This window comes from Methanobacterium sp. SMA-27 (assembly GCF_000744455.1).
Taxonomy (GTDB): Archaea; Methanobacteriota; Methanobacteria; order Methanobacteriales; family Methanobacteriaceae; genus Methanobacterium_B.
Window position 1 is genome coordinate 1129299 of sequence record NZ_JQLY01000001.1, and the last position, 26967, is coordinate 1156265.

20 protein-coding genes are annotated in these 26967 nt (G+C 31.2%); 11 read left to right on the forward strand and 9 right to left on the reverse strand.

All coding sequences use genetic code 11. The annotated features are described in order from the left end of the window. Positions 1-78 precede the first annotated feature (78 nt). The 8 genes from DL91_RS05725 to DL91_RS05760 all read left to right on the forward strand — a co-directional run bounded on the left by DL91_RS05725 (position 79) and on the right by DL91_RS05760 (position 8154). Entirely contained in the window at positions 79-618 is a 540-nt protein-coding gene (locus DL91_RS05725) for a THUMP domain-containing protein (RefSeq protein ID WP_048190621.1), read from the forward strand. Positions 619-1070: 452 nt separating this feature from the next. Further along, positions 1071-1556: a methyl-coenzyme M reductase family protein gene (locus tag DL91_RS05730; protein ID WP_048190622.1), complete on the forward strand. Its 486-nt coding sequence runs from the start codon at positions 1071-1073 to the stop codon at positions 1554-1556. A 40-nt stretch (positions 1557-1596) separates the two neighbouring features. Beyond that, the gene (locus DL91_RS05735; protein ID WP_048190623.1) at positions 1597-1806 is read left to right on the forward strand and encodes a hypothetical protein; all 210 of its coding nucleotides are present in this window, start codon (positions 1597-1599) and stop codon (positions 1804-1806) included. 109 nt (positions 1807-1915) lie between these two features. Next, the gene (locus DL91_RS05740; protein ID WP_231551411.1) at positions 1916-2245 is read left to right on the forward strand and encodes a DUF131 domain-containing protein; all 330 of its coding nucleotides are present in this window, start codon (positions 1916-1918) and stop codon (positions 2243-2245) included. 79 nt (positions 2246-2324) lie between these two features. Next, positions 2325-3452, forward strand: coding sequence for a glycosyltransferase family 2 protein (locus tag DL91_RS05745; RefSeq protein WP_048190624.1), 1128 nt, complete (start codon positions 2325-2327; stop codon positions 3450-3452). A gap of 19 nt (positions 3453-3471) precedes the next feature. Continuing rightward, the gene (locus DL91_RS05750) at positions 3472-4605 is read left to right on the forward strand and encodes a glycosyltransferase family 4 protein (protein WP_048190625.1); all 1134 of its coding nucleotides are present in this window, start codon (positions 3472-3474) and stop codon (positions 4603-4605) included. Positions 4606-4654: 49 nt separating this feature from the next. Next, on the forward strand, positions 4655-5770 hold the full coding sequence (locus DL91_RS05755; protein WP_048190626.1) for a glycosyltransferase family 4 protein: 1116 nt from the start codon (positions 4655-4657) through the stop codon (positions 5768-5770). A gap of 215 nt (positions 5771-5985) precedes the next feature. Continuing rightward, on the forward strand, positions 5986-8154 hold the full coding sequence (locus tag DL91_RS05760; RefSeq protein WP_048190627.1) for a DUF2206 domain-containing protein: 2169 nt from the start codon (positions 5986-5988) through the stop codon (positions 8152-8154). 142 nt (positions 8155-8296) lie between these two features. Here DL91_RS05760 and DL91_RS05765 read toward each other — a convergent pair whose 3' ends face one another. From DL91_RS05765 to DL91_RS12865, 6 genes are all read right to left on the reverse strand, one after another. Beyond that, entirely contained in the window at positions 8297-9262 is a 966-nt protein-coding gene (locus DL91_RS05765) for a glycosyltransferase (RefSeq protein WP_048190628.1), read from the reverse strand. 129 nt (positions 9263-9391) lie between these two features. Beyond that, on the reverse strand, positions 9392-10387 hold the full coding sequence (locus DL91_RS05770; RefSeq protein ID WP_048190629.1) for a glycosyltransferase family 2 protein: 996 nt from the start codon (positions 10385-10387) through the stop codon (positions 9392-9394). Between the two features lie 18 nt (positions 10388-10405). Then, entirely contained in the window at positions 10406-11635 is a 1230-nt protein-coding gene (locus DL91_RS05775) for a GDP-mannose 4,6-dehydratase (protein ID WP_048190630.1), read from the reverse strand. 115 nt (positions 11636-11750) lie between these two features. Next, positions 11751-12998 (reverse strand): glycosyltransferase family 4 protein, encoded by a 1248-nt coding sequence (locus DL91_RS05780; protein ID WP_048190631.1) that lies wholly within the window; start codon positions 12996-12998, stop codon positions 11751-11753. 168 nt (positions 12999-13166) lie between these two features. Beyond that, positions 13167-14204 (reverse strand): glycosyltransferase family 2 protein, encoded by a 1038-nt coding sequence (locus DL91_RS05785; RefSeq protein WP_048190632.1) that lies wholly within the window; start codon positions 14202-14204, stop codon positions 13167-13169. A 17-nt stretch (positions 14205-14221) separates the two neighbouring features. Next, the gene (locus DL91_RS12865; RefSeq protein WP_052374239.1) at positions 14222-15361 is read right to left on the reverse strand and encodes a glycosyltransferase family 4 protein; all 1140 of its coding nucleotides are present in this window, start codon (positions 15359-15361) and stop codon (positions 14222-14224) included. A gap of 460 nt (positions 15362-15821) precedes the next feature. Here DL91_RS12865 and DL91_RS05795 point away from each other — a divergent pair, with 460 nt between their 5' ends. After that, positions 15822-16943 carry a glycosyltransferase family 4 protein gene (locus tag DL91_RS05795; protein ID WP_052374240.1) on the forward strand — a complete coding sequence of 374 codons (1122 nt, stop codon included), beginning with the start codon at positions 15822-15824 and terminating at the stop codon, positions 16941-16943. Between the two features lie 49 nt (positions 16944-16992). Here the strand turns inward: DL91_RS05795 and DL91_RS05800 are convergent, their stop codons facing one another. The 3 genes from DL91_RS05800 to DL91_RS05810 all read right to left on the reverse strand — a co-directional run bounded on the left by DL91_RS05800 (position 16993) and on the right by DL91_RS05810 (position 19887). Continuing rightward, positions 16993-18417, reverse strand: a complete 1425-nt coding sequence (locus DL91_RS05800; protein WP_048190633.1) for a flippase — start codon at positions 18415-18417, stop codon at positions 16993-16995. A 50-nt stretch (positions 18418-18467) separates the two neighbouring features. Next, positions 18468-19391 (reverse strand): SDR family oxidoreductase, encoded by a 924-nt coding sequence (locus DL91_RS05805; RefSeq protein WP_048190634.1) that lies wholly within the window; start codon positions 19389-19391, stop codon positions 18468-18470. 70 nt (positions 19392-19461) lie between these two features. Then, positions 19462-19887 (reverse strand): DUF1616 domain-containing protein, encoded by a 426-nt coding sequence (locus tag DL91_RS05810; RefSeq protein ID WP_048190635.1) that lies wholly within the window; start codon positions 19885-19887, stop codon positions 19462-19464. A 449-nt stretch (positions 19888-20336) separates the two neighbouring features. On the opposite strand from DL91_RS05810, the gene DL91_RS05815 reads away from it, so the two are divergent. Then, positions 20337-22547, forward strand: coding sequence for a DUF2206 domain-containing protein (locus tag DL91_RS05815; protein ID WP_231551412.1), 2211 nt, complete (start codon positions 20337-20339; stop codon positions 22545-22547). Positions 22548-22699: 152 nt separating this feature from the next. Beyond that, positions 22700-26911, forward strand: a complete 4212-nt coding sequence (locus DL91_RS05820) for a PAS domain S-box protein (RefSeq protein ID WP_048190637.1) — start codon at positions 22700-22702, stop codon at positions 26909-26911. Positions 26912-26967 lie beyond the last annotated feature (56 nt).

Consider the following 26967-nt stretch of genomic DNA (forward strand, 5'->3'; position numbering starts at 1 on the left):
TAAAACACCCTATCACATCTTAATAGATACTATTATTAACTTATGAGGATATAATATAATAGTATTCATGGAGGTGATATGATCAAGTCAACAGAAAATTTTGATATGGTTGTGATGTTTGACTATACAGATCGTGAAGATGGAAAAGAGGAATTACTAGGAATTGAAGAACTTGAACAAACATTAGAAAATGTTACACCAGTGTTATATATTAAAGAAACTGAATCTATTGATGTGGTTTTAGTCGAATTAGGAACCGATTCAGTTGAAGTTGCAAATAAAATTAATAACACACCCACAAAAATAATATCCCGAGTAGTACCAATTAACACTGTTGTTGGAACAAGCCAAAAATCTATTATTAATAAAATTAAGGAATTATCTGTCGATTTAACCAAACCGAATGATACCTTTCTGATCAAATGCTACGAAGAGAATAAAAATAATATAAATTGTCAAAAAATTAGAAAACATGTTATGAACGAGTTCATAAATATGGATTTAACATTTAGTGAGAAAAATCCTAAATGGGTAGTGTATATAGAGATTATTGGGGAAAATACTGGTTTGAGTATTTTAGAATCTTCAGATTTTAATGAAAATAATCCTATAAATTAACTTCAGAAATTAAATTAATACAATAATTACAATGTTAATTCAATTAAGTGAGTCTCAATAAATCTTGAGAAAAGATTTGAATTACTACAATAAGAATTATTAAATTAAAGAACAAATTAATCTAAAAATTCACATTGACTGTGATGAAATTATAGATTAATATAATAATTGCAATTGAGAACGTGAATAACTATTTAAATTACTTATTTACTTTTTTTGAATTTTATTTTAATTTTATTGTTATCTTAAAGTTTAAATATCCACATTATTTTTTCAATATACCAATTTTTAATCGTATAAATTACAATTTAGATTTCAAATTTATTCGTCAAATTTAATATTGTTGAACATACAATCATTGTTTAGTAACCTAAAAAATCAGATTATTAAGTTTGTTGGAAATTTGTTTACTAAAAAAATTTAATTTAAATTTTTAATTTAGGTGGATTGAAATGTATAAAATTCTTGTTTATAGTGGTGGAGTTTATAGATTTGATGAAGTTTTAGAGTGTGTAGAAGACATAGGAGGAATTGTACTAAAAAAGGATGAATTTAATATTAGTAGAGGATCCTATTTTATCTCACAGGAAGTACATGTATTCATTGTAACGCCTGATGAAGGTTTAGATGAACTTAAACAAATCGCTACCGATTTAAAAGGTGATATTGAAGAGATAAATATTGATGATGAAATAAGAATTTCAGTGGTGTCCATTTTACCAGTTTACAATCTTTTATGTAAGGCAAAAAATTGGGTAGATATCAATTATTTGGCGGACGCAATTGAATGTCCATGTATAAATGGGATTTGTAAGGAATTTAACGATATTTCTTGCCATGAAAATCTGGAAAAAACACTTGATGATATGTGTAGAATGGAAATTGCAGAAAAAAGAACCCTATCAAATGTTATTGAATATCGCATCAAAGAAGAATAATTAAAATATCATATCAAATATATTTTAGGAGAGAAAAATAATGAGTCAAGTTAAGCCTGAAATAAAACGTGTTTATGGTAGTATTGCTGTGGCATTTGCATGGTTGCTTTTTTTAGCATTTTGGTTATTTTATTATGCAAGCAATTATGGAATAATTCAAAATATTGGTGTGTTACTTGCTTCAATCGTGGTAGGGGGTATTATTATTGTTGTAATGTGGGTTCCATGGGCAATGAAACAGGAAAATTGATTTTTTAATTTAATAGTTATATGGATTTTAAAGTACTATAAGAAATGGATGTCATAGAAATACTGATTTACAAAAAAAGGGATTAATAAGATTACTCAAGTGAATAACTATGGTTAACTATAATTCCATTATTTTAATTGGTTTTGCAGTAATAATAATTGGTTTTCTCTTGGTATTCATTGGAACTGCTCTGCAATCGTCCTCAGGATCTTCAAAAACAGAGATTAATACAGGGGGAGTTATTTTGATAGGTCCCATTCCTATAATATTTGGAAATGATAAAGGGACTTATAATATTTGCAGTTATATTTGCTGTAATTCTCATGATAATATCATACTTCCTATTTTACAGAGGATCAATCTAAAAAGAACTCACCTAATAAAACTTATATACCTCCAGATAATATTAAGAACTGTTAAATCTCTTTTAAGATTTTAAATAAATAAGAATAATAATCATATTATAATAATGTTCACGGAGAATCCTAAAATATATAATTAGAAAGAAAAGTGATGCTATGAAAATTTCTATCGTTATACCGGCCCTCAATGAAGAGGGAATTGTTGGAAAAACTGTCCGAACTGTTCCAGTGGACAAACTAAATAAACATGGATTAGAAACTGAGATTATTGTTGTGGACAATGCATCCACGGACAATACTGCAAAGGAGGCAGAAGAAGCAGGTGCACATGTTGTATTAGGATCTAAAAGAGGATATGGAAATGCTTACCTTGCAGGTTTTAAAGAAGCAACAGGAGATATTATAGTTATGGGGGATGCTGATGGTACATACCCATTTCCTATGACCTATGAATTTATACAACCCATTTTAAAAGGAGAAGCAGATTTTGTAATGGGCTCTAGACTCAAGGGCGATATTAAGGAAGGTGCAATGCCCGCACTGCATAGATATGTTGGAAACCCATTTTTAACATGGGTTCTTAACAAACTTTTTGGTGCAGAAATATCAGATGCCCATTGTGGAATGAGAGCAATAAAAAAGGAAACCCTCAAAATTTTAGACCTTAAAAGTGGAGGTATGGAATTTGCATCTGAAATGGTTATTGAAGCTGCAAGAAAAAACATAAAAATTGCTGAAATTCCAATTACATATTATCCTCGCGAGGGAGAATCCAAGCTCAGTTCATTTGCAGATGGATGGAGACATTTAAGATTCATGATGCTTTACAGACCAACACCATTCCTGCTTGGACCGGGCCTTATTGCACTTTTAGTTGGTTTAATCTTAACTTTTACAGTTGCATTACAGGGTCAGTCAAGATTACATACTCTAATTTTAGGTAGTTTACTGCTTATAATAGGATATCAGATGCTTTTGGCTTGGATACACTTCGGTGCATTTGGAACAGTATATGGATTTTCCAAGAGCTCGGGGATCATAAAAAAGATCATGAGTTACCATTCCCTAGGAAGAGAACTCAGCGTCGGTCTGATATTACTTGCTGCAGGAGTTATTGGCGGTCTTTATGTACTTTACAGTTGGAGTGCAGTTGGATTTGGATCTCTATACCAGATCCAGTATGCTATGATGGCACTGATACTTTCAATCTTAGGAATTCAAACCATCTTCTCTGGAATGTTCCTGAGCCTGCTTTTACTTGCCAACGATTATAAATCTGATTAAAACATGAGGTTGTAACCGGATGAAAATAGCCTTTATTTACGATGCAGTGTATCCATGGGTTAAGGGCGGTGCAGAAAAAAGGGTTTATGAACTTGCTATAAAGCTAGCACAACGTGGAAATGAAGTACACTGGTATTCCATAGGATGGTGGTGGCCTGAAAATGGTAAAAAAGATATGGTCATGGATGGAATTCATCTCCACGGTGTTTCCAATCCTATTGATCTCTATTCAAACGATAGAAGATCAATTAAAGAAGCATTGCTTTTTGCTTTAAAACTCTTCACCCCAATTATGAAGGAAAAATTTGATGTTGTCGATTGCCAAGGATTTCCATTTTTTTCGTGTTTCACAGCTAAGATTCATTCAATGACAGGGAAGTCCAGACTCATAATCACATTACACGAGGTATGGGGAGATTACTGGTATGAATACCTTGGAAAACTGGGAATATTTGGAAAGCTCATTGAAAGAACCATGCTTGGCTTAACAGATAACCTGATAACAGTATCATATAAAACACAGAAGGATCTGAGGGAAATAAAAAAATCTGAAAGATCCATTGTAATTCCCAATGGAATTGATTTTAACCATATACAGTCAATCAAGCCTTCTGATGAAATTTCAGACATAATATTTGCAGGTAGACTAATTAAAGAAAAGAATGTGGATATTTTAATTAAATCCATTCAAATTGTTAAACAAAAGAGTCCCAATGTTCGATGCATGATTGTTGGAGATGGCCCAGAAAGATCCAAACTTGAAGAATTATCATTTAACCTTAAAATTCAGGAAAACATAGAATTTATGGGTTTCACTGAAAATTACGATGATTTAATCGGTTATATGAAATCATCCAGTGTTTTTGTTCTTCCATCAATAAGGGAAGGTTTTGGTATTGTTGTTATTGAAGCCAATGCATGTGGTTTACCAGTGGTAGTGGTTAATCATAAAATGAACGCGGCTGTTGACTTGGTTCAAGATGGTATTAATGGTTTTAGGGCAGATGCTTCACCCGAAGATATTGCAGATAAAATAATTAAATCCATTGAAAATAAAGAAAAAATGGAAAGTAAATGTATTGATAATTCAGAAGAATATGACTGGAACAAAATTGTTGATGCACTTGAAAAGGTTTATATGGAAATTTTATGATTCATTAACTCAAATTAAACAATTATTGTAGGATTATGTGAAGTGAAAAATGAAGATCATTCAAACACCGGTACGGTTCTATCCATTTACAGGTGGCGTAGAAAATTATGTTTATTATATGTCCAAGGAACTGGTTAGATTAGGCCATGATGTTAAGGTTATTTGTGCTAACGAACCTCCATCTAAGAAAGAAGATAAGGTGGATGGTATCGATATTAAAAGGTTATCCTACATAGCAAAAATTGCAAATACAAATATAACTCCAGGATTTCCCTTTGCACTTGATAGAGAAGATTATGATATAATGCACACACATATACCAACTCCATGGAGTGCTGACTGGAGCAGTATTATCTCAAAATTTAAAAAAAAGCCTCTTGTGGTTACTTATCATAATGATATAATAGGAAGTGGAATTGCAAATTATATTGCCAAGTTCTATAATTCCACAGCTCTCAAGTCATTATTAAATAATGCAGATAAAATCATTATAACACAACCCAATTACATCAAATATTCACTGTATTTGGATAAATATGAGGATAAAATTGAGGTTGTGCCCAATGGAGTGGATGTTGAAAAGTTCAAACCATTAAACATAAGCAAAACTAAAAACACACTTTTCTTCCTCAGCCTTTTAGATGAATTCCACAAATATAAAGGTCTTGATTTCCTATTAAAGGCAATAGTTATTGTAAAAAACTCCATACCTGATATAAACTTAGTTATTGGGGGTAAAGGTGCGTTACTGGATTATTATCGTAAAATGGTGGTAGATTTAGGATTAACAAAAAATGTTGAATTCCATGGCTTTATTCCAGAGGAGAAAATAGTTGAATATTACAACAGGTCCAGTATATTTGTACTCCCATCCATATCTTCGTTACAGGAAGGGTTTGGAATAGTTGTTCTTGAAGCTATGGCTTGTGAAACTCCCGTTATCAGTACTGAAATTGTTGGTGTGGCTGCTGATGTTAAAAAAAGTAATTCTGGGATAATAATTCCTCCAAAAGATGCCGATCAATTAGCCGAAGCCATTATTAAAATTTTAAACGACAAAAATCCAGAAATAATGGGAAGTAATGGTAGAAAACTTGTAAAAGAGAAATACACATGGTCTGGAATTGCAGTGAACACTGAAAAGATTTATAATAAATTAATTTAATATAACATCTAAAGCATTTGAATACAATTGCTTTTTTTTATTAAATAAAGAAACTTAAAAGAATAATAGGAATATAACACAGTAAAATAATTTGATTATTACAAAGCTATCAAAATAGAGAGCGATCTTAATATTAATTAACTAAAAACTGTTATAAAATAAAAATTTTAAATTTATTATAAAATGGAAATAGATTATTGTAGGAGAATTATTTAATGTTAAATCGTATTAAAAACTTACGTGCCAAAGAATGGTTTATACTAACCCTTTTAATGTTAATTATTACAGATCTGATTATAATATTGAATCTACCCCTTTTAAGGGATATCATACCCTTTTTATTCTTTACCATTGTTCCAGGATTTTTGATAATTACCATTTTAAAACTTAATAAGATAGAATTTTTAAAAAAAGCCATTCTATCCATTGGTTTAAGCGTATCTGTACTTCTTGGTGTTGGACTATTATTAAATAGCTTTTATCCATTGTTATCTAAACCATTGGCATTGATTCCTGTCCTTTTATCTTTGAATATAACAACCATAATTCTTACCTACTTTGCTTATCAAAGAAATGAGAATGATATTGATACATGTTCAATATTTAATTTCAACTTTAAAATGGGTGATAAACTGTTATCACCAATACTTTTTCCTGTTTTGTTCCCATTTATGGCAGTTCTTGGAACTTACCTAATGAACACTTCGGTGAACAACGTAATTATACTGTTAATGCTTTTTTTGATACCTCCATATTTGGTTGTGGTTGCTTATCTTAAAGATAGGATTCATCCTATTACTTATCCAATTGCCCTTTTTATGATAGGTATCGGACTGATTTTAATGCACTCATTAACATCGTTCAATATTTTAGGTCGTGATGTCCACCAGGAATTCTATGTTTTCCAACTAACCCTTTCAAATTTCCATTGGAATATTAATGACTTTTACAACCCGTACAATGCATGTTTGAGCATTTCAATATTACCTACAATTTATTATGTACTTACAAACATGAATCCAGATTATATATTCAAACTTTTATTTGCGTTACTGGGAAGTATTCTACCATTGATGGTGTTTACAGTTGCAAAGAAATATTTGGATATTAAATATGCCTTCTTTGCATCGCTCTTATTTGTGTTTCAGGTCTTTTTCATAAATATTGTTGGTGCTGTAAGACAGGAAGTAGCAATAATCTTCTTCTTTTTAGCAGTGATGGTGCTTTTCGATACTTTTGGAACAACCAAATTTGAAAGCTCATGGACAAAAAAAATATTATTCCTGATCTTGGTATTTTCCATGATAATATCTCACTACACAACATCCTATGTTGCATTTGTTATATTAGTCCCAATATTACTTTTACCATTTTTAAAGAATTTATATAATAAAAGGAAGTTTACAACAAAAAATTTTGATGTTTTAATCATTTATCTTGTATTTATAATTTTATGGTTTTTCCTTTATGCAAAGGTTCAGTTTTTAGCAGGAACCGAAGTGATTCAATCTACAGTAGCAGCAACAGTAGCAGCAACTGGTTCAGGTAATGGAACCTTAGACTTTGTAAATGGCAGAGAGGGAACTGTACTAAGTGTGTTAGGTATTGGAATAAAAAATATTCCAAACTTGATAGCTGTGATTGTAAATGATCTTATCTTTGCAACCATTGGAATTGGTTTAATCACAATGCTAGTAAAGTATCGAAGAGTTTTAAAGGGTAAAACAAAAAATTTATACCAAGAAATTAGATTATTGGACTCAAAACTTGTACTCGGAAGCTTCTTATCCTTTTCATTACTGGCCATGTTTCTATTACTGCCATCTGTATCGTTCTTCTACGGTTCGGACCGTTTATTCTTCCAGCTTTTAATCTTCACAGTTCCAATCTTCATTATCGGGGCCATTAAAATTGCTCAGATAATGAATAAAGTAATTAAAAAACCTGATTTTAAGGTGGCATTGATATTGATACTCATAATCTCACTGTTTATATGTAACACCCATCTTCAATATGAATTCACCGGAATTCCATTTTCACCAGAATATGATAAAATAGGGATACCACGAGGCGAACTATATATCTATAATGGTGAATTGGCAACTGCAGAATGGATTGAAAATTATCATTACGATGATATAAGAACATATTCTGATGCAGTTGGTTTTACCCGCCTATATATAACAGACCCTGAATTTAAATTTGTAGGCATAAACTTCAATAATAAAACAATTAATGGATACATCTATATGGGAAATGCAAATGTTAACGAAGGCAAACTCTATGATAGCATTGATACACAGGTAAAGGTCCAAAAATACAGTTACTTCTTCAACAATAAAAGCAGGATATATGATGCCAAATATGGCCAAATATGGCTTTAAGTATAAAACTAAACCATTAAAATTTTTTAGATTAATATCTCTATTAAACAATTTTATACAAAAAAAATCAATTTACATTTAGATTATATTGGTAATATAACTCAGAACAAGGGAATATGATAATCCATAAGATAAATATTTTTTATAATTGGTTCACAACTTCTTGAAATGCTTTTTTAAATTCTTTAGATTGGGTTTCTGCATTGTATTTGGAGCTTATTTTCTTACATTTAACAGAAATATTTGTCTTCCATTTTTCATCCCTGTTATTTATTTCAAGTATTTTATCTGCAATTGTTTTGGGATTATTATCTTTTAAAACAAGGTATTCCAATCCATTATCAATTAATATATCTGCTTCGCCTACATTCTCGGTTATGATAGGTATCATTCCAGATGACATTGTTTCAAAAACTGTTACAGGACAGGAATCAAAATCTGCAGGATGAACATAGAGTGAACAGTTCTTAAAATATTTATCCAGATTTTTTTGGAATCCCTCTTTATGTAACCATGGAAAATCTGCAGTTATACTGTCAATACATGATCCTACCAGGTATAAATTGAATTCATTACCTCTTTTATTCAATATTTCAACTGCATTAACTAATAGGTCAAATCTTTTGCAGCTTTCCTGATTTCCAATAAATAATAGGTTGTTAGAATTTAGATCACAGTTTATTTGGAAACTGTTATTGGAACCATATGGGTAAACAAAAGATATGGGTTTATCTGGATAGTTATTCAATGCTATTTTTTTATTCAAAGGGGATATTGCAATATATCCATCTACATAAGATAAAAGAAATTTAACTACCATTTTTTTCAATGGATTCATTTTTGGAAGGTCAAAGAGAAGTGTATCTGCGTTTAAAAGTATTATCTTGGTTTCATGATTCTTGATTTTTTTAAGAACTGCATGAGGTAGTCCCAGTCCACCTTCAACAAGTATAATATCATATATACTCCGGTCAAACACTGATTTAATTAGATTTTTTATTATCTCTGAATAGTTATCTCCATATCTGTACCAGTTCTCTGTTATGGTTTCTGCAAATACACCATGAACTTTGTGTGGTCCCTGATGTGTGAAAAGAATTTTTTTCATTTAATTATTTCCCCAGGTAATATTGAATTTAGTAAAACTGCTGATTCTTATAAATTGATTATGAGTAAATTATTCAGTGTTGATTAAATTTAGTTAGCTATGATTATTTAAAGGTGATACTGCTTTAGTTCAAGAATTTTTAATGTTCCTTGCAATCTTTTTAAGTAGCATTGAAGAATACCGATATAATAGCTGAACTGTGTAGATGGGGAGATGTAGTTTATAATTTTCTTCATGGGTTTTCATGAATTTTAGGTTGGTTTTAATTTCTCTTGTTATACCCATGAATTTTACCTTACTTTTAGAAACTCCTGCCTTGTGCCATACAACCGACTTTAAATTTGTTACCATTTTATATCCTTTTTTGTCCATTTCAATGCAGATATCTGCATCTTCACATCCAAAGAAAAATTCGGAATTTAAAAGCTTTCCTGGCAACATTTTGGTTTTTATCAGCATGATAGCTCCCGAAACCCATCCAACTTTCATTGTGGAATTACTATCAATTGGTGGGTTGTTATGTCCCAATTCTATATCATGGTATCCGGGATACCTTGAAAGATCTATAACTCCACCAACACTCCATATAACATTATTTTTTCCATTAAAATCATAGAAAAATGTCTTTGGTCCGATAACAGCAATTTTATCGTTACTTTCTCCAGTTTTTACCAGTTCGGTTAAGAAATGACTATCCACAACTGTGTCATTATTTAAAAGGAGTATATAGGTAGGATCAAGTGATTTCAAGGCATACCTTATTCCAATATTATTACCCTCGGCAAATCCATAGTTTTTATCATTTTTTATTAGTATCAATCTCTGGTTCGATGATACGGAGTTGTAGTCTAATTCCAGAGCTTTTCCAGTTTCAGTTTCTTTTTTATTAAACTCGAATATCTGAATTGGTTTGTTATCAGATTTATAACTGTAAAAATTGGATTTTGGTTTGATTTGGGCTTCACAGTAAGCTGTGATCCTTTCAATGGAATCATCGTCAGAATCATTGTCAACCAGGATAATATCATAGTTGGGATAATCAATCTGATAAAGGGATTCTAAACATTCAATAGTATCCTTCCATCCATTCCAATTTAACAGTACAACCGTTACTTGAGGATTCATGTTATACATTTTAAAAGATTAAAGTCTATTTTCCTTTTTTAGGAAGTAATTCAACTGATCCCTTATAATATCATTCAAACTATGCTCAATTGTTGCACCTATCCCTTGGATCTTCTCTGTATCTGCAAATAGAATTGGTACTTCTGCAGGTCTGAATCTATCTGGATTAAATTCAATTGGAATAATTCCTTTATCTGTATGTACCTTAATTCCCCTATCTTCAAGTGTGTACTCGAGTTTTCCATCAAGAATCATGGTGTCTACAACTGTTTTATCAAATTTAACTCCATATACTGCCGAATCATCTATCTCAGTCGGGTTTTCTATGGATTTATCGCCATTAAAGGTTTCAATTTTTCCTATATTCCATCCTGCTTCTTTTAAGCCTAATAATATATAGCTGAGTACCGAGTTGGTTCTCATTGATCCCTGATTGTAAACTTCTCCTGATTTTCCATTTTCTGCAAGGGTCATGTATCCGTTTACTATATCCTTAACATGGGACCAGTCCCTGAATGCATTTAAATTTCCAATTGTAATCTTGTCAATTTCTCCAAATTTCAGTTTCATAACCTGGTTGGTTACAACAGATGTTACAAACATCAGTCCCCTTCCAGCTCCTTCATGATTAAAAGCTCTTGAAACCACTGTATTCAAACCATATGAATGGTAGTAATTTTGCATTAAATGGTCACCGTAGACCTTGGACACAGCATAAGGTGACATCGGTCTTAGAGGATTGGTTTCCTTGATTGGAACTTCCGGAATATTTACAGGTTCGGGAAATATAGTTCCATACTCTTTTTTTGCCTGTTTATACTGATCTTCAGTTGAAATTACAAGCCCGTATTCTTCGCTTGAACCTGCAAAGACTACTTTTGCATCTGAATCTGTTTTTCTAGTTGCATCCAATAGATTAGCAGTTCCAATACAGTTTATCATCTGTGTTTCAGGTGAATTTTCAAATGATCTCGGAACAAAGGATTGTGCTGCTAAATGGAATATATATTCTGGTTCTGATATCTCCAGTGCATTTGTAAGTGATGTTATTTCTGTTAGATCTCCTTCAATTGTTTTGACACTGTTTTCGATTCCATGATCAATTAGGTTTTTGGCTTTGGTTCCATCTGCCCTTCTTCTGATCAATCCATAAACATTAGCTTTTTGATTTAATAATTCTTCTGCAAGGTAGGATCCTGCAAATCCACCCACACCTGTGATTAAAATATTTTTGTCTTTCCAGTTCATTCAATACCTCCATTCCCAAATGATTAGATTTTTTTTATCTTAAATAACTTTTTTTTTTATAAATTTAGTTGTATTTTAATTTTGATAAAATATTTTAAGTTTATATTATGTTTTCTCATTTTCTGTTGGATATATTTTTTGTATATTGTATATCCTTGTTAATAACACGGTTTAAATGCTCTAACAATCTTTCTCCTGCATGATCCAATGTCCAGAAATTTTGAATGGTTTCAACAGATTTTTTACCCATATTATACCGTTTATATTCCTTTGAAAGCATTTTTGTAACTGCTTCTGCAAATAATTCTTCGTCTCGGTCTATTAATAGTCCAGTCTTTTTATGGATAACTGTCTCCCTTACTCCTCCTTCTTTAACAGCAACTACCGGTGTTCCACAGGCCATTGATTCAAGTGGTACCAGACCAAAAGGTTCGAGGTATGGAGAATACACAACCATTTCTGCCTGGTTGTAGAGAACAACAAGTTCATCGTCGTTTATTAAACTTTTTATTTCCATATCAACACCCAATTCTTCGGCATGTTTTTCAAGATAAGTTTTCCATGGAGGGAAACTTGAATTGGAAACAACAACAAGTTTGGGACGTATCTCTTGATCTATAAGTGCAATAGATTCAACAAGGAAGCCGTGACCTTTTTCAGGTGTGAATGTTCCAACTGAGAGTATAAATTTTTCTACGGGTACATCTAATGGTTTAAACATTTCAGGATCAACTCCAAGATATGATACATGGGAGTTGATTCCATACATTCTCAAGATGCTTTCCCTTGAAAAGTATGAGTTTGAAAGTGTATAATCAGAGTAAAATGAATTGGTTTTATCTATGCTAAGACCTCTTTTAACTACAATTTTACTTCCTAAACCCTTTAAAGAACCCATTATATTATTTTTTTCCCGTGGGAATATCATCTCTGATACAGCATCATTTCTAAGTGGTTGCTGGCAGTAAAATACCATTGGTTTTTTTATGTATTTGAGTAAGAATGGTGCCATTGTGTACTGATCCTGTTCAGAAAAAACAACATCATATGGACCGTTATTTATTACATCTGCCATAATTTGTTCTGTTTTCTCTAGATCCCTAAGTGAGATCTGTTTTACAGCAGGAGGTATATATTTGAGTGTGGAGTAAATTGAGCCTCCCAGAGTTTTTGGAACTGGAAATACATGAACATGACCAACTAGATCCCTAAGGGGTAGAAATTCTTCGTTAGCTGTTGAAGGTACGAAAACGTCTACCTGATTTCCTGTTTTTGTTAAGTATTCCACATAACCATAAAGGGCTCTTTTTGCCCCACCAGATGGTAAATTATGAAAAACTGCGATTTTCAATGGTTCATGCATTATATAATACCTCAAATTTTTTTTTATTGAAATGAATTCAATTTTTTTATTGTTGAATGTTTTATTAAATTATATTTTAATGAATTTTTTAATTCTAGATAGCTTGATTTATAATTCTTTTATTTTATCTGTAATGATATTGAATTTTCGTTGGGTGTTTAAAATTTATTATGGTCCTCTTAAACCGTCTAAGGCACCTTTAATCAAACATTTAAATCTTTTAAAATCCCGTTGATTTACAAGGTAATCCAATGATTCGTACCATAAACGGTACCCAAAGAAGTAAATTAGGAAGTAGTAGTATTCATTTCTTTTGGCATGTTCCTTAATAACATATATTCTGTTTCGGTTAAGGTAGTAAATTTTGAAATCACTCGCACTTGATGCACCATATTTATGCCATATTTTAGACTTAAAGGAGTAAACTGATTTATATCCATGTTTTAATCCAGTTAAACACCAGTTAACATCTTCCCAGTACATGAAAAAATTTGAATCTAGGCATCCCACTGTGTTGATAACTTCCCTTTTACAGAGTAAACATGCCCCTCCAACATAGTCCATTTCAATATAAATATCATAATCTCCATTATCTTGGGTGTTTGAAGCTAATTCATTGACAATTCCATGTTTAAAATCAACATCCCCTCCACCAGCAGCTTGAAGTACTTCATCTTGGGTGTAGAAGTAGGTTTTTGCACCTACAAAACCATATTTTTCGTTACTTCCAGCTGTTAAAACCATTTCAAGCAGAAATTCAGGGTCAACAACAGTGTCATTATTGAGTAGCAGGATATAATCAGGGTTTAAACTATTTAATGCATAAGCAATTCCAATGTTGTTTCCCTTGGCAAAACCATAGTTATCCTGATTTTTTATTAGGTTTAAAATTTTATTTGAAGAATCCTTAATTAAATCTGAATATTTTTCGGAGGTTATGTTTTTTATATCTTCTTCTGTGAATTCTAATAATTTTATTGGTTTATTTTCAGTTTCATACATGAAAAATTTGGATTCAACTTTTAATTGACCATTACAGTAATCCCTTATATTTAGTATGGAATTATCTGTTGATGCATTGTCCACCAGTACTACGTTATAATTTGGATAATTTATTTTGTAGAGGGACTCAAGACATTCTATAGTGTCTTTCGAGCCATTCCAGTTTAAAATAATCACAGATACCCGTGGATAATCTTTTAACATTTTATTCCTTTTTCTATTTATTTATCCAATGAATCTTGGAAATTCTTTTCAAAAACATCAACTACTCTTTCCCATGTAAATTTCTGGGCTGTTAAAATCCCTTCTTCTTTTAATTTCTTAGCTAAATCAGGATTATTGTAAATCTTTATAATGGACTCAGCAATTGTTTCAGGTTCTTTAGCAGGTACCATTAATGCATTTTCCCCGTGCACAACAAAGTCTCTGACTCCTTTGCAATCTGTTGTTATAACAGGTGTACCACATGCCATTGCTTCAAGTGGTGGTAGTCCATAACCTTCCATGTGTGATGCAAAAACGAATAGATCGCTTGAACTGTACAGTTCTGCTAGTGTATCATCACTAGGACTTTCAAAGAAGGTATATTGAAATTTTAAGGTATGTTTTTTTATTAAGTCATGGAATGTGTCTTTACTGCACACTATAATTGGATTTATTTTAGGTATTTTTTCGGATACAATGTTCAAAGCATTTATTAAGTCGCTATCTCCTTTGTAATCAAATCCTCGGAAAATTCCCATTATTTTGTAGCCTTCAACATCTTCCAGTATGGTTGTGCGGGGGTAAAATACATTGTGTTCAATTCCAACACCTGCAACAACTGCATCTTTACTGTAATTTTCCATTATCCATTCTTTAAGCCATGTTGAAATTGTGATAATGTTTAAGGGCAGGTAAAGACTTTCTTTAAATAGCATATGATAGTAGTTGCCATGTTTTTCTGCAAGTTCATCAAAATCCATGAAAAAGTAGAATTGCTTTCCCTTATTGCTTCTGAACACTGCAAATGAAGTAAAAAACCATGTTGCAACATTTATATCACAATCTGGAATTGCCTCTGTTAATGGTTTTATAAGATCTGCTTCAAATCCCATCTTCATCTGGCCTAAAACTGGACTTATACTACTGTATCGTAATGATTCTCGCGATTTTAATTGTTTAAGCGGATTCAGTATTCTTATGAAGTTGGGTTTTTCAACGTAGTTAACTTTGGCAGTAAGTGGAAACCATGTATGATCACCTTCAAGTGAGGTTATAATAACTTCATGACCCCTTTGGGATAGTCCGTTTGCAACTTCAAATATGGCTCTGACACCACCTGTCACTGATGTTGAATAGAGTGTAAAATTTATTTTCATATAGATCTTACCTTTAAATCTTTTTTTATAATTATTTTTAAATATTCTTTTATTCGATTTAATTATAATATTAATCTTATTTTTAATCTATAAATCCTTTATACAAGTTTTAAATTTTCATAATATAAATTAAATACTATTTGTTTAGATTAGAATCCATCATATACTAAATTCTAATAAAACACCCTTTTGAACAATCAATATCTTTGAATTTCAGTTTATGGGATTTTACAATTAGAATTATCTGACTTAATGTAGATAAATAAAAATATTTATATATATTCTTGTTGCATCCAATGTATACTATCCTTTAATACATTGATAACAGATTTTCAATTATTCAAATTGAATTATTATAAAAAAATCTGTTTTAAATTATGTACCGTTATAATAATTCATTAATTAGTATATTTTAGGATTAACAATATAAATTCAATTTTAAAATTTTAGGATGATCAACATGGTAAAGAAAAAGTATGTATGCCTATTCCCTGGGTTATTGAATTATCATCTGATAAAGGATGTGGGATTACTCCCCTATACCATGGGCAAATTTTTTAACTACAACTCAAATATTCTCACCTACAATAATGATAATTACAGTTATCTGGATAATGAGCTAAATGGAAATGATTTAAATCTTATTTATCTTGAAAAAAAATTTAATACAGAAACTCGTGATGTAATATACTATTTATTAAAAAATTCTAGAAATATAGATGTATTCCAATCTTTTAATCTACACGATACACTTGGACTTTTTAGTTTCTTTTTTATCTACAAAATATTAAACAGAAAGGGTAAGGTCTATGTGAAATTGGATGCCGATGATTTAATAATATCATTGTTGGTTGAGAAAAAGGGTATTTACAGGTATATGCAAAATTTTATGATAAAACACCTGATTGATGTTATGAGTGTTGAATCTACTAGATCATATGAAAAACTAATAGAATCTAATACAATACCTTCTGATAAGCTCATCCAAATCCCAAATGGCATTTCTATTAAATCCAACATTGAAATTCAAGAAAAAAGGAATTATATACTAAATGTGGGACATTTAGGATCAAAAGCAAAGGCAACAGAAATTTTATTGGATGCATTTTCAAAGATTGATAATTTGGAGGATTGGAAATTAATACTTGTTGGAAGTATTGATGAATCATTTAATGGATATATAGATGATTATTTTAAAATAAATCCTCATCTAATTGATAAAGTAATATTTAAGGGTTATATATCTGATAGGGATGAAATTTACAAGTATTATTCTGAATCGAAAATTTTTTGTTTCCCTTCAAGATCTGAAAGTTTTGGAATAGCATTAATTGAATCTGCTTATTTTGGAAATTATTTACTTACAACAGATGTTGGCGGTGCAAAGGACGTATTAGATGTAACAAATTATGGTGAAATTATTAAAATGGATGATAGCAATTATCTTGCAGGAAGATTACAGGAATTAATTTCAAATCCGGAAAAATGCGAAAAAGATCCATATGAATTGATGACAAAGGTAAATGATAAATTTAATTGGGCCAAATTATGTGAAAAGATTGATAAAAGACTAAATCCCTAAAAATTTATTGAGTAATTACTTTTTTTTTAGATTAAATTTTTAATTATAATTAATCTCTGCCCAACATTTGTTTAAATAAATTGATATCTTCTTCTGAAAATGTTTTTAGGAAGAATAAAACTCCAAAATATATGATGGTAGCTACTACTATCACTATTATTAGATTTATATTTACCAAAGCAACGAATAGGCCCATAATTAAACTTGCAATCACTGGTTTTACCAATATTTTGTGGACGGGGATGTTATATCCATTCACATTCATTATATGGAACCAGAATATACAAGCTGACAGTTCTGTAATAACTGTTATGAAACTAGCTGCAACAAAACCATATTTTGGTAGAAGAAGTAAATTCAATATTATATTCAGTGCCATGACAATGAATGCTGATTTTACCATTTGACTTTGCTTGTTAATTGAGTTAATTGCTGTTCCCAGTATATAATTCACAAATATTATTGGTATTGACCATATTAGTATTTGAAGAGCTATTATTGATTGTGAAAACCCTGATTTGTAGATAAATAATATTAATGGGCTGGCAATTAGGGTCGTGCCCACTGCAATTGGCAGACCAATTATAATTAGATATTTAAACGATTTTTCATATGAAATCTTAAGTAAGTCTTTTGATGAAACATTAAATCTTGATAACATCGGAAACACAGACATTACATAGACAGATGGTAAAAACATTAACGCACTCATCAAACCATAGGCAGCATTGTAAACTCCTACAGCTTCATTTCCATTTATTATCTGGAGTAGAACTGTATCAATTCTAAATGCAATCAACAAAAAAACGCCTGATAATGTCAGGGGAATGGCTTCAATTATCAGAAACTTCCATAAAGTAATGTCTATTTCTATTTTAGGTAAAATGAACTTCCATGCACAGATGATTATGCCAAAAATTAAGGAAACTATACTTGCAATGAGGTAGATAAGGGCAAAATTGGTTATGGACATCTGATAGTAAATAATCAATAATATACCAGAAAACATTATTATACTGTTGATAATCTGTCCAATTGATTGATACTCCATTTTTTCATATGCCTGGAAAACCGAGTAGAAAATATTGGTAAAAGCACCCACAACAAAGGATATTGTTATGAAATATACTACCACGGCAATTTCAGGAGAATAATGTTCTATATATACTATTAAGAACATTAAAACCAAGGTAATGGTACTTAAAGCTATTTTAAGAACAATTGTATTCCCAATATATTTATTAGCTAATGATTTTTCTCTTGAAACTTCTCTGGTTGTCAGTGTACTCAGACCCAATTCTGTGAAAATTGATAGTAGAGCTCCTAAAGCAAGAGCAGTGGACAATATTCCAAAGCCTGCTGCTCCAAGGTAACGTGCAGTATATATTGTATAAAAAAAGGCCAATATATAACTTATAACCTGGGATAAAAGTAAAATTGATGTATTTTTTGCTATTTTACTTACTGCACTCATAAGATTCAATTCCTACTGTTAAAAAAGATAAAACTTTAAATTCTTAAAAATTAATTTTTAAATGAATTTACAGTGTCTGAAAGATAGTCAACAAAATCACCTTTTGGTACATATCCAATTGACCTGGCCTTAGATATATCTGCAAATGAATGTTTAATTTCTCCTGCACGTGCATCTTCATATTTGGGTTCAATATCTTTACCCATGGTGTTTTTAACTATTTCAAAGAGCTGGTTAATTGATGTACTTTTCCCTAGACCAATATTGAACACTCCAGTTTCCTTGGATTCTGCTGAAAGAATATTCGCTTTTACAACCTGTTTTACATGCACAAAATCTCTTGTCTGTTCTCCATCACCATATATAACTGGAGTTTCGTTTTTAAGAAGTTTATCAACGAAAATTGGAATAACTGGAGCATAATCTGATTCAGGATCTTGTCTTGGCCCGAATACATTGAAGTATCGAAGTGCAACTGTTGGAAGTCCATATATCTCAGAATATACATTACAATATAGTTCTCCAGTTGCCTTTGCTACAGCATAGGGTGATAATGGATTGATTGGAATTTTTTCACTTATTGGAAGTGATTCAGTTTCACCGTATACAGCAGAAGAGGATGAAAATACCAATTTTTTAACTCCACATTTCCTTGCAGCTTCAAGAACCTTCAAAGTTCCTGTTACATTAGTTTCATTACATCCAATGGGATCCACAACACTCTGTGTAACACTGGTCATTGCGGCCATATGAAAAACATAATCTGCTCCTTCAAAAATATTTTCAAGGTTCATCTTGGTAATATCACCAAGGTTTGTGTCAATTTTTGTAAAATCGAAGTCCTTAATATTCTTAATATCTCCTGATGACTGGTTATCTACTATAACAATGTTGTTGTTTTCATTTAGTCTATCAATCAAATGGGAACCAATAAATCCAAGACCGCCTGTAACAACTACCTTTTTATTTTTCATTTTGAATCTATGCCTCATAAAATTTTAAAGAAAATTTTAATTCCCGTTAAAATATGTTTCTTTCATCTATTCATATGACATTCACGTACAAGAAAACTGAACGATATACAGTGTCAGTATTAGGTAGTTTATAGAGTTTAAATTCTAACGTTTGATTATTTCCTGTTTGTGTAGGCTGGAATGAGAAATTTATCTGTTTAGTTTCATTGTTAGAGAGTGTAATATTTTGATTGGAAAGGGTTACACCATTTAATGTTTCAACCAGATTGTAGGTTGTTGTGGACTGTTCATGATTCACCAGTCCAATTGTTAAATTTCCAATTTCATTCACACTTAGATTGGTTGGATAGTTTCCTGCCTTATCTCCTGCTCCTAAAATATATAGCTCAGTAAATTTTTCACCTGGACTTGGATTTACAATTATATAAACAGTTGCTATGACAGCCGCAACAAGTAAAATTACTAAAATTGATGATACAGTTTTATCTAACTTCATTCTAAGCACCGTAAATATATGTTGGTAAATATATGTTTTAAGTAAATATTATTATTTTAATTGTAAAATTTGATTGCAAATTTCCATTATATTTCGTTTTCCAATGTCACATATAAAAATATTGTGAAATAAATTCTCCTATTAGATTATACTTTATTTAGCAGATATATTTATAAGATTAATTAATTATTATGTGTTATCAGTTAGGTTCTATTTTTATTAAGATTTACCCTACAAATTCCAAAAACAAAAAATTGATTAAAACGATTAAAATGTTACTCAACAATCCCCTTCAAATGAATGACTGGAAATTCAGCCAATTCATTAAATTAATATTGCTAATACAATTTTTACAATTAATTTTTGTTGGTTTAAATCTTAAAGGAATCAATATCCCTGTTATCGCACAATTGATAGGTTTTATTTATCTCACATTTATTCCAGGATATTTGATCCTTCGTATATTGAAAATTCATGAAATTGGTAACGTTAAATCTTTACTCTACTCTGTTGGATTGAGTATTGCAAGTGTTATGTTTATTGGATTTATAATAAATATGGTTCTACCACTCATTGGAATTTACAATCCATTATCCATCATCCCGTTAACAGTTTCCATCACATTATATGTGATTGTTCTATCCATTATAAGTTATATAATTGATAAAGACTTTAGTGCCTCAAATAAAATTGAAACCAGTGATTTTTTCACTCCTTCATTCCTATTCCTTACACTTATCCCCTTTGTAGCTATTTTTGGGTCATATTCCATTACTAACTATCATACAAATATAATTTCAATGTTCCTATTGGTTTTAATTGCTTTAACATTTATTCTGGTTGTTTTTGATAAAATACCCAAAAAATGGTATACGTTTACTGTTTGGATTGTATCAATTTCATTATTATATGTAAGTTCATTAATATCCCCATATGTATGGGGTTGGGATATACAGAACGAGTATTATCTTGCGAATCTTGTTATGAACTTTTCGTACTGGAATTCTGCCTTGCCCGATGCTTACAATTCAATGTTAAGTATTGTGATGTTGGCTCCAACCTACTCACTTTTAACTAACTTGAGACTGGATTATATTTTAAAAATTGTGTTTCCATTTCTGTTTTCTTTGGTACCTCTGGGTCTTTATAAAATATTTAAAACACAGACTGACAACTCTAAAATAGCATTTATTGCTGTTTTTTTATTTATTTCCTTTAACACATTTTATATAGAATTACTTGCACTTACAAGGGAAATGACAGCTGAATTATTCCTTGTTCTCTTGTTGCTTCTGATTTTAAACAGAAAATTAAAAACAAATCTAATGGTATTAATGGCAATTTTTAGCATGGGACTGGTTGTATCACATTATTCAACCACATATTTCTTTATAATAGCACTTATCGGTGTTTCTATATTATTGGCCATATTCAATCTGTCTAAATTCAATTTATCAAGGGATAATATTAACTTCAGTGGAAATAAGACACTATTATTTGTTTTACCTTCAATCACAGCTTTTATGATTCTGTTTGCATATTTATGGTACTCTAGTTTTTCCCAGGGATTGGCTGTAAAAGCGATTATTGATGTTTTAACTTATATTAAACAGGATTTCTTTGATATAATCAAGATATCTCTTCAAAATGCAGGAATTGTACCCACTACAGCCATATATGCATTGGTAATATTTTTAATTATTCTTCTTATTGTTGCTGTGATCTACATTCTTAAAATCATATTACAACGAATGGTTAAAACAAATGAACATGAATGGATAACCAATTTCCTTGATATGTTAAGGTCTAAACTTAACTACAAAGTTATTGCAGTTGTGGGTGTGGTTGTTTTAGTTGCTTTGACATTTGTTACTGGACCTCCTAAGACATGGATTGTAACTGTTTTGAGATATTTAAATTTTACAGTTGTATTTTTCACATTCATGGGTCTTGTTATGGTATTTCTCAATATGCATCGGAACAAATTCCAAAACACCTACTTAGCATTTTCAGTTGTAGGAGCTGCAATGTTAATAGCAGGCTTTACAATTCCTTCATTTGAGGGTGCATTTAATATTACAAGGATATATGAAATAGCATTTATAATATTATCTCCATTTTGCGTTATTGGTGGTACTAAGATTTTAGGATCAATATATCATGTAATTAAACATGGAAACATTGATGGTGAAACACCTCTAAAGATATTTTCTATTTTTATTTTGATATTTATGCTTTTTAACACTGGTTTTGTAAGTGAACTTGCTGGAGAATCAATTCCAATGTTTTTAACAGGAGTAAGTATTCAATCATCCGATTACTACCCTTTATTTGATAATCAAGAGGCTGACAGTGCACAATGGTTGACAGATAATAAGGTAAGTAACAGTATATATGCAGATGTCTATGGTAAATTCATTTTTTACAGGTTCACACCTAATATTAATGAAATTTCATCCAACAACGGTGTATCTGAATTTACAACCTATAATTCATCCAACACCTACATGTACCTAAGAACCTTGAATGTTAACAGTGGTTATCTTGTTGGATTCACCAGCAGAACGGATCGTAACAGGGTTTATAAAGATTTAAGCAGTGTAGCTAATTCTAAAAATAAAATCTTCGATGATGGTGATTCTAGAGTATATTATAAATAATTATTGGATATTTTAGAGATTATTTTGAATTAAATCTGAATCTGGTGAAATTTTTGTTAATATCTCTTTTAATAAATTCTATTTGTATAATAATACCTTATAATTCCATAAAAGAAACAAATAAATAATAATATAATATATATCCTAATTTAATGCAAGATAAGAAAATCCTATTAATTGTGGGGAATGATGATAAAGACACTGCAGACACCGAGCATAAATTGAAATCAATGAATTATGTTCCGCATGTTATTGGTGGTGTTGATGAAGCCCTTAGAACTGCATTAGATATTATGCCGAATATTATTTTAATCGATACATCTTGTAATATTGATGAAAAAAAATTAGATTTAATTAAAAACTTGAATATTCCTATTATTTTTCTATTAAATAAGATAAACGAATCATTAATTCTCCAAGAATCATATGAGGAACTTTTTGGAGTTCTTGATAAACCATTCAGTATATCAGATCTTGAAAATGCAATCAATGTTGGAGTTTACAAACATGAAATGGATAGCATGTTAAAGAAAATTGATGTTAGTTACGTAAATATGCTTGAAAATCTTCAGGATGCCTATTTCCAGGTTAACAGTGAAGGAAAAATCATATTAACAAGTCCCTCTTCAGCATCATTGTTTGGATACGATTCCCCTCGTGAAATGCAAGGTCATTTAGCCATATCTTTAATTAAAAATCAAGAAGATAAAGATTTAGTTCTGGAAAAATTTTACAAAAAAGATAAAATTACTAATTATAAATTTGAAGCATTAAGAAAGGATTTTAGTTCTTTTTGGGTGTCTCTAACCACATTCTATCAATATGATGATCATGGAAATATTAAAGCTATTGAGGCATTTGTTAGAGATATAACAGAACAGATGACAGCGGAATTTGAACAGAAAACCATTGTTGAATTCATGCAGATCATGAATAACAGTACAAATGTATTAGATTTAGTTGATTCAACAATAAATTTTATTAAACAGCAATCTGGCTTTGAAGCTGTGGCTGTAAGACTCAAAGAAGGGTGTGATTATCCTTATTATCAAACACAAGGTTTCAGTAATGAATTTGTAAAAATGGAAAACCTTCTATGCGACTACAATGAAAAAGGAAACCCCCATTGTGATGCTGTTGGCAACCCAATACTAGAATGTATGTGCGGAAATGTAATTTGTAGAAGATTTGATCCATTAAAACCATTTTTCACAGACAATGGAAGTTTCTGGACAAATAGTACCACTGACCTTCTTTCAAGTACAACTGAGGAAGATAGACAGGCCAGAACACGTAATCGATGTAATGGAGAGGGATATGAATCTGTGGCTTTAATACCTTTAATTTCTGGAGATGAAACCATTGGACTTCTCCAGTTAAATGATAATAGAAAAAATCTTTTCAGTTTAGAAATTATGATGGTTTGGGAGCGTTTGGCAGGTTATCTTGCTGTATCTTTAGCCAAGTTCCAGGCTGAAGAACTTAAGCAAAATCTTTTGGAAAATGAACAAAAACTAACAGAAGAACTTAGAATTTCAAATAAAGAACTTAAGGAACAAGAAATGGAGATGTCTATGCTTTACAACACTCTGAAAAAAAGTGAGAAGAGTGTTCGTGTGAAATTAAATACAATTCTATATCCCGAGGGTAATATTGAGGAACTTGATCTTGAAGATATATTGGATGTACAGGTAATCCAATCTCTCCTTGACGAGTATTATAAGATTTTCAAATTACCAATGGCCATCATAGATACAAATGGTAAAATACTCGCAGGGGTTGGATGGCAGGATATTTGTACCAATTTCCATAGAGTTAATCCTGAAACTAGCAAGTTCTGTGAAGAAAGTGATGTTCAACTTACTGTGGGAGTACCTGCTGGAGAATTCAAGCTTTACAAATGTAAAAACAATATGTGGGACCTTGCAACACCTATAATTGTAGGTGGTAAACATCTTGGTAATCTTTTTTCAGGTCAATTCTTCTTTGATGATGAAGAAATAGACTACGAAGTATTCCGAAAACAAGCCGAAAAATATGATTTTAACGAATCAGAATATATTTCTGCTCTTGAAAAAGTTCCAAAGGTCAATAGAAACTCTGTAAATGAAGGAATGAATTTTTTTGTAAAAATTGCAGATATGATCTCCCGTATGAGTTATAATAATATAATGTTAGCAAGATCTATAACTGAACGTGATAATTTATTAGAGAATGAACAGCAATTAACTGAGGAGCTTCGAACTTCCAATGAAGAATTACAATCCATAACATTAGAATTAAAAAATACTAATGCAGAGCTCTTCAACAAACAGGCCAAACTACACAGTTTAAATCAGGATTTGATTATTAACCAAGAAAAATTTTTCAAGGCATTTCATTCCAATCCCGCTGCAATGACACTGAGCAATGAACATGGAATATTAGTTGATATCAATGAAAGTTATTCTAAATTGACTGGATATAGTATGGAAGAACTGATTGGGCATACCTCTGCTGAGTTAGGAATAATGGACGGTGTGAAGCTTAATAAACATATAATAGAATCTCAAACATTAGGTTCTATAAACGATGTAGAACTGGATGTTCGTACTAAATCTGGTGAAAAACGTATCATCACCCATAGTAGGGAGATAATTGAACTTAACAATTCAATTAATTTCATAACTTTTAGTTATGATATAACAGAGCGTAAAAAAGTTGAAAATGCATTGCGCGATAGTGAGGAAAGGTTCCGTAATCTTGCAGAAAATATTCCAAACCTAGCATGGATGGCAGATGCTGAAGGGTATATATTCTGGTATAATAAGCAGTGGTATGACTTCACTGGTACAGATTTTGATGAAATGAAGGGATGGGGTTGGCAGAATGTGCATCACCCCGACTATTTAGAATCTGTGACAGAAGAATGGTCAGAAAGCCTTAAAAAAGGACTACCCTACGATAATGTATTTCCATTAAAAAATAAGCATGGAGAATATCGATGGTTCTTAACTCGTGTTACACCCATCAGGGATAAAAATGGTAAAATCCAACGCTGGTTTGGAACTAATACAGATATTACGGAACGTAAGGAAACTGAGGACGTACTTAAAGAAACCTTGAAAAAAATTAACCAGCTTAACAGGACACTTATAGCCCTCAGAGATAGTAGTTATGCAATGATGCATGCAAAGGATGAAGAAAGTTATTTGAATGAAGTATGCAGATTCATAATTGAAGACTGTGGTCATTCTATGGTATGGATTGGATTTATCAATGAAGAAACCAAGAGTGTACAACCACTAACATACGCAGGTTTTGAAGAAGATTATCTTGAAACACTGAACATTGTACTGGACGATAATGAACGTGGAAATGGTCCAACAGGTCTTGCTATAAAAACTGGTAAACCATACATCTGTGAAAATATCCATACAGAACCCGAATTCAAACCATGGCGTGAAGAAGCCAGTAAAAGGGGTTATGCATCTTCAATAGTTCTCCCACTCGTAAACAATAAAAATGTGTTTGGTGCATTAAATATTTATTCAAAGGAAACTGATCCTTTTTCAGAAGAAGAAAAGGATTTACTACAGGAATTGGCTAATGATATATCTTATGGTATAACTTTTCTTAGATTACGGAATGAACATTCCAAGGCAGAAAAGGCATTACGGGAAACTCTGATTGAGGTTGAGCGTTCAAATGCTGAACTAGAACAATTTGCTTATGTTACATCCCATGATTTAAGAGAACCGCTACGTATGATCACAAGCTTTTTACAGCTTTTAGAGAGGCGATACAGCGACCAGTTGGATGAAGATGCCAATGATTTTATAGGATATGCTGTGGATGGTGCCAAACGATTAGATGCAATGATAAACGATATTCTAATATATTCCAGGGTCTCTAAAAAGGAAAGAAATTTCACCAATGTGGACCTAAATAAGATTCTTGATCAAACCTATTTGAACTTGAAAACATCTATAGAAGAATCAAATGCAAAAATTACACATGATCCAATGCCCAACATCATTATAGATGGAAAATTAATGGTTCAACTTTTCCAAAACCTGATTGGCAACGCAATTAAATACCGCAGTCAAAAATCACCTATAATCCATATATCTGCTCAAAAAGAGAATATTCAATGGTTATTCAGTGTAAGAGATAATGGGATAGGAATTTCCAATGAACATTTACAAAAGATATTTACAATATTCCAGAGACTACACACCAAAGATGAATTCGAAGGAACAGGAATAGGACTATCAATTGTCCAGAAAATTATACATCAACACGGTGGAGAAATATGGGCAGAGTCTGAACCAGGAAATGGTTCAATATTCTATTTCACCATTCCTGTGACATCAGAAACCTAATATTATAGATATTTTATTATTAAACAGTAAATAAATACTATTTTTTTAATTGCATT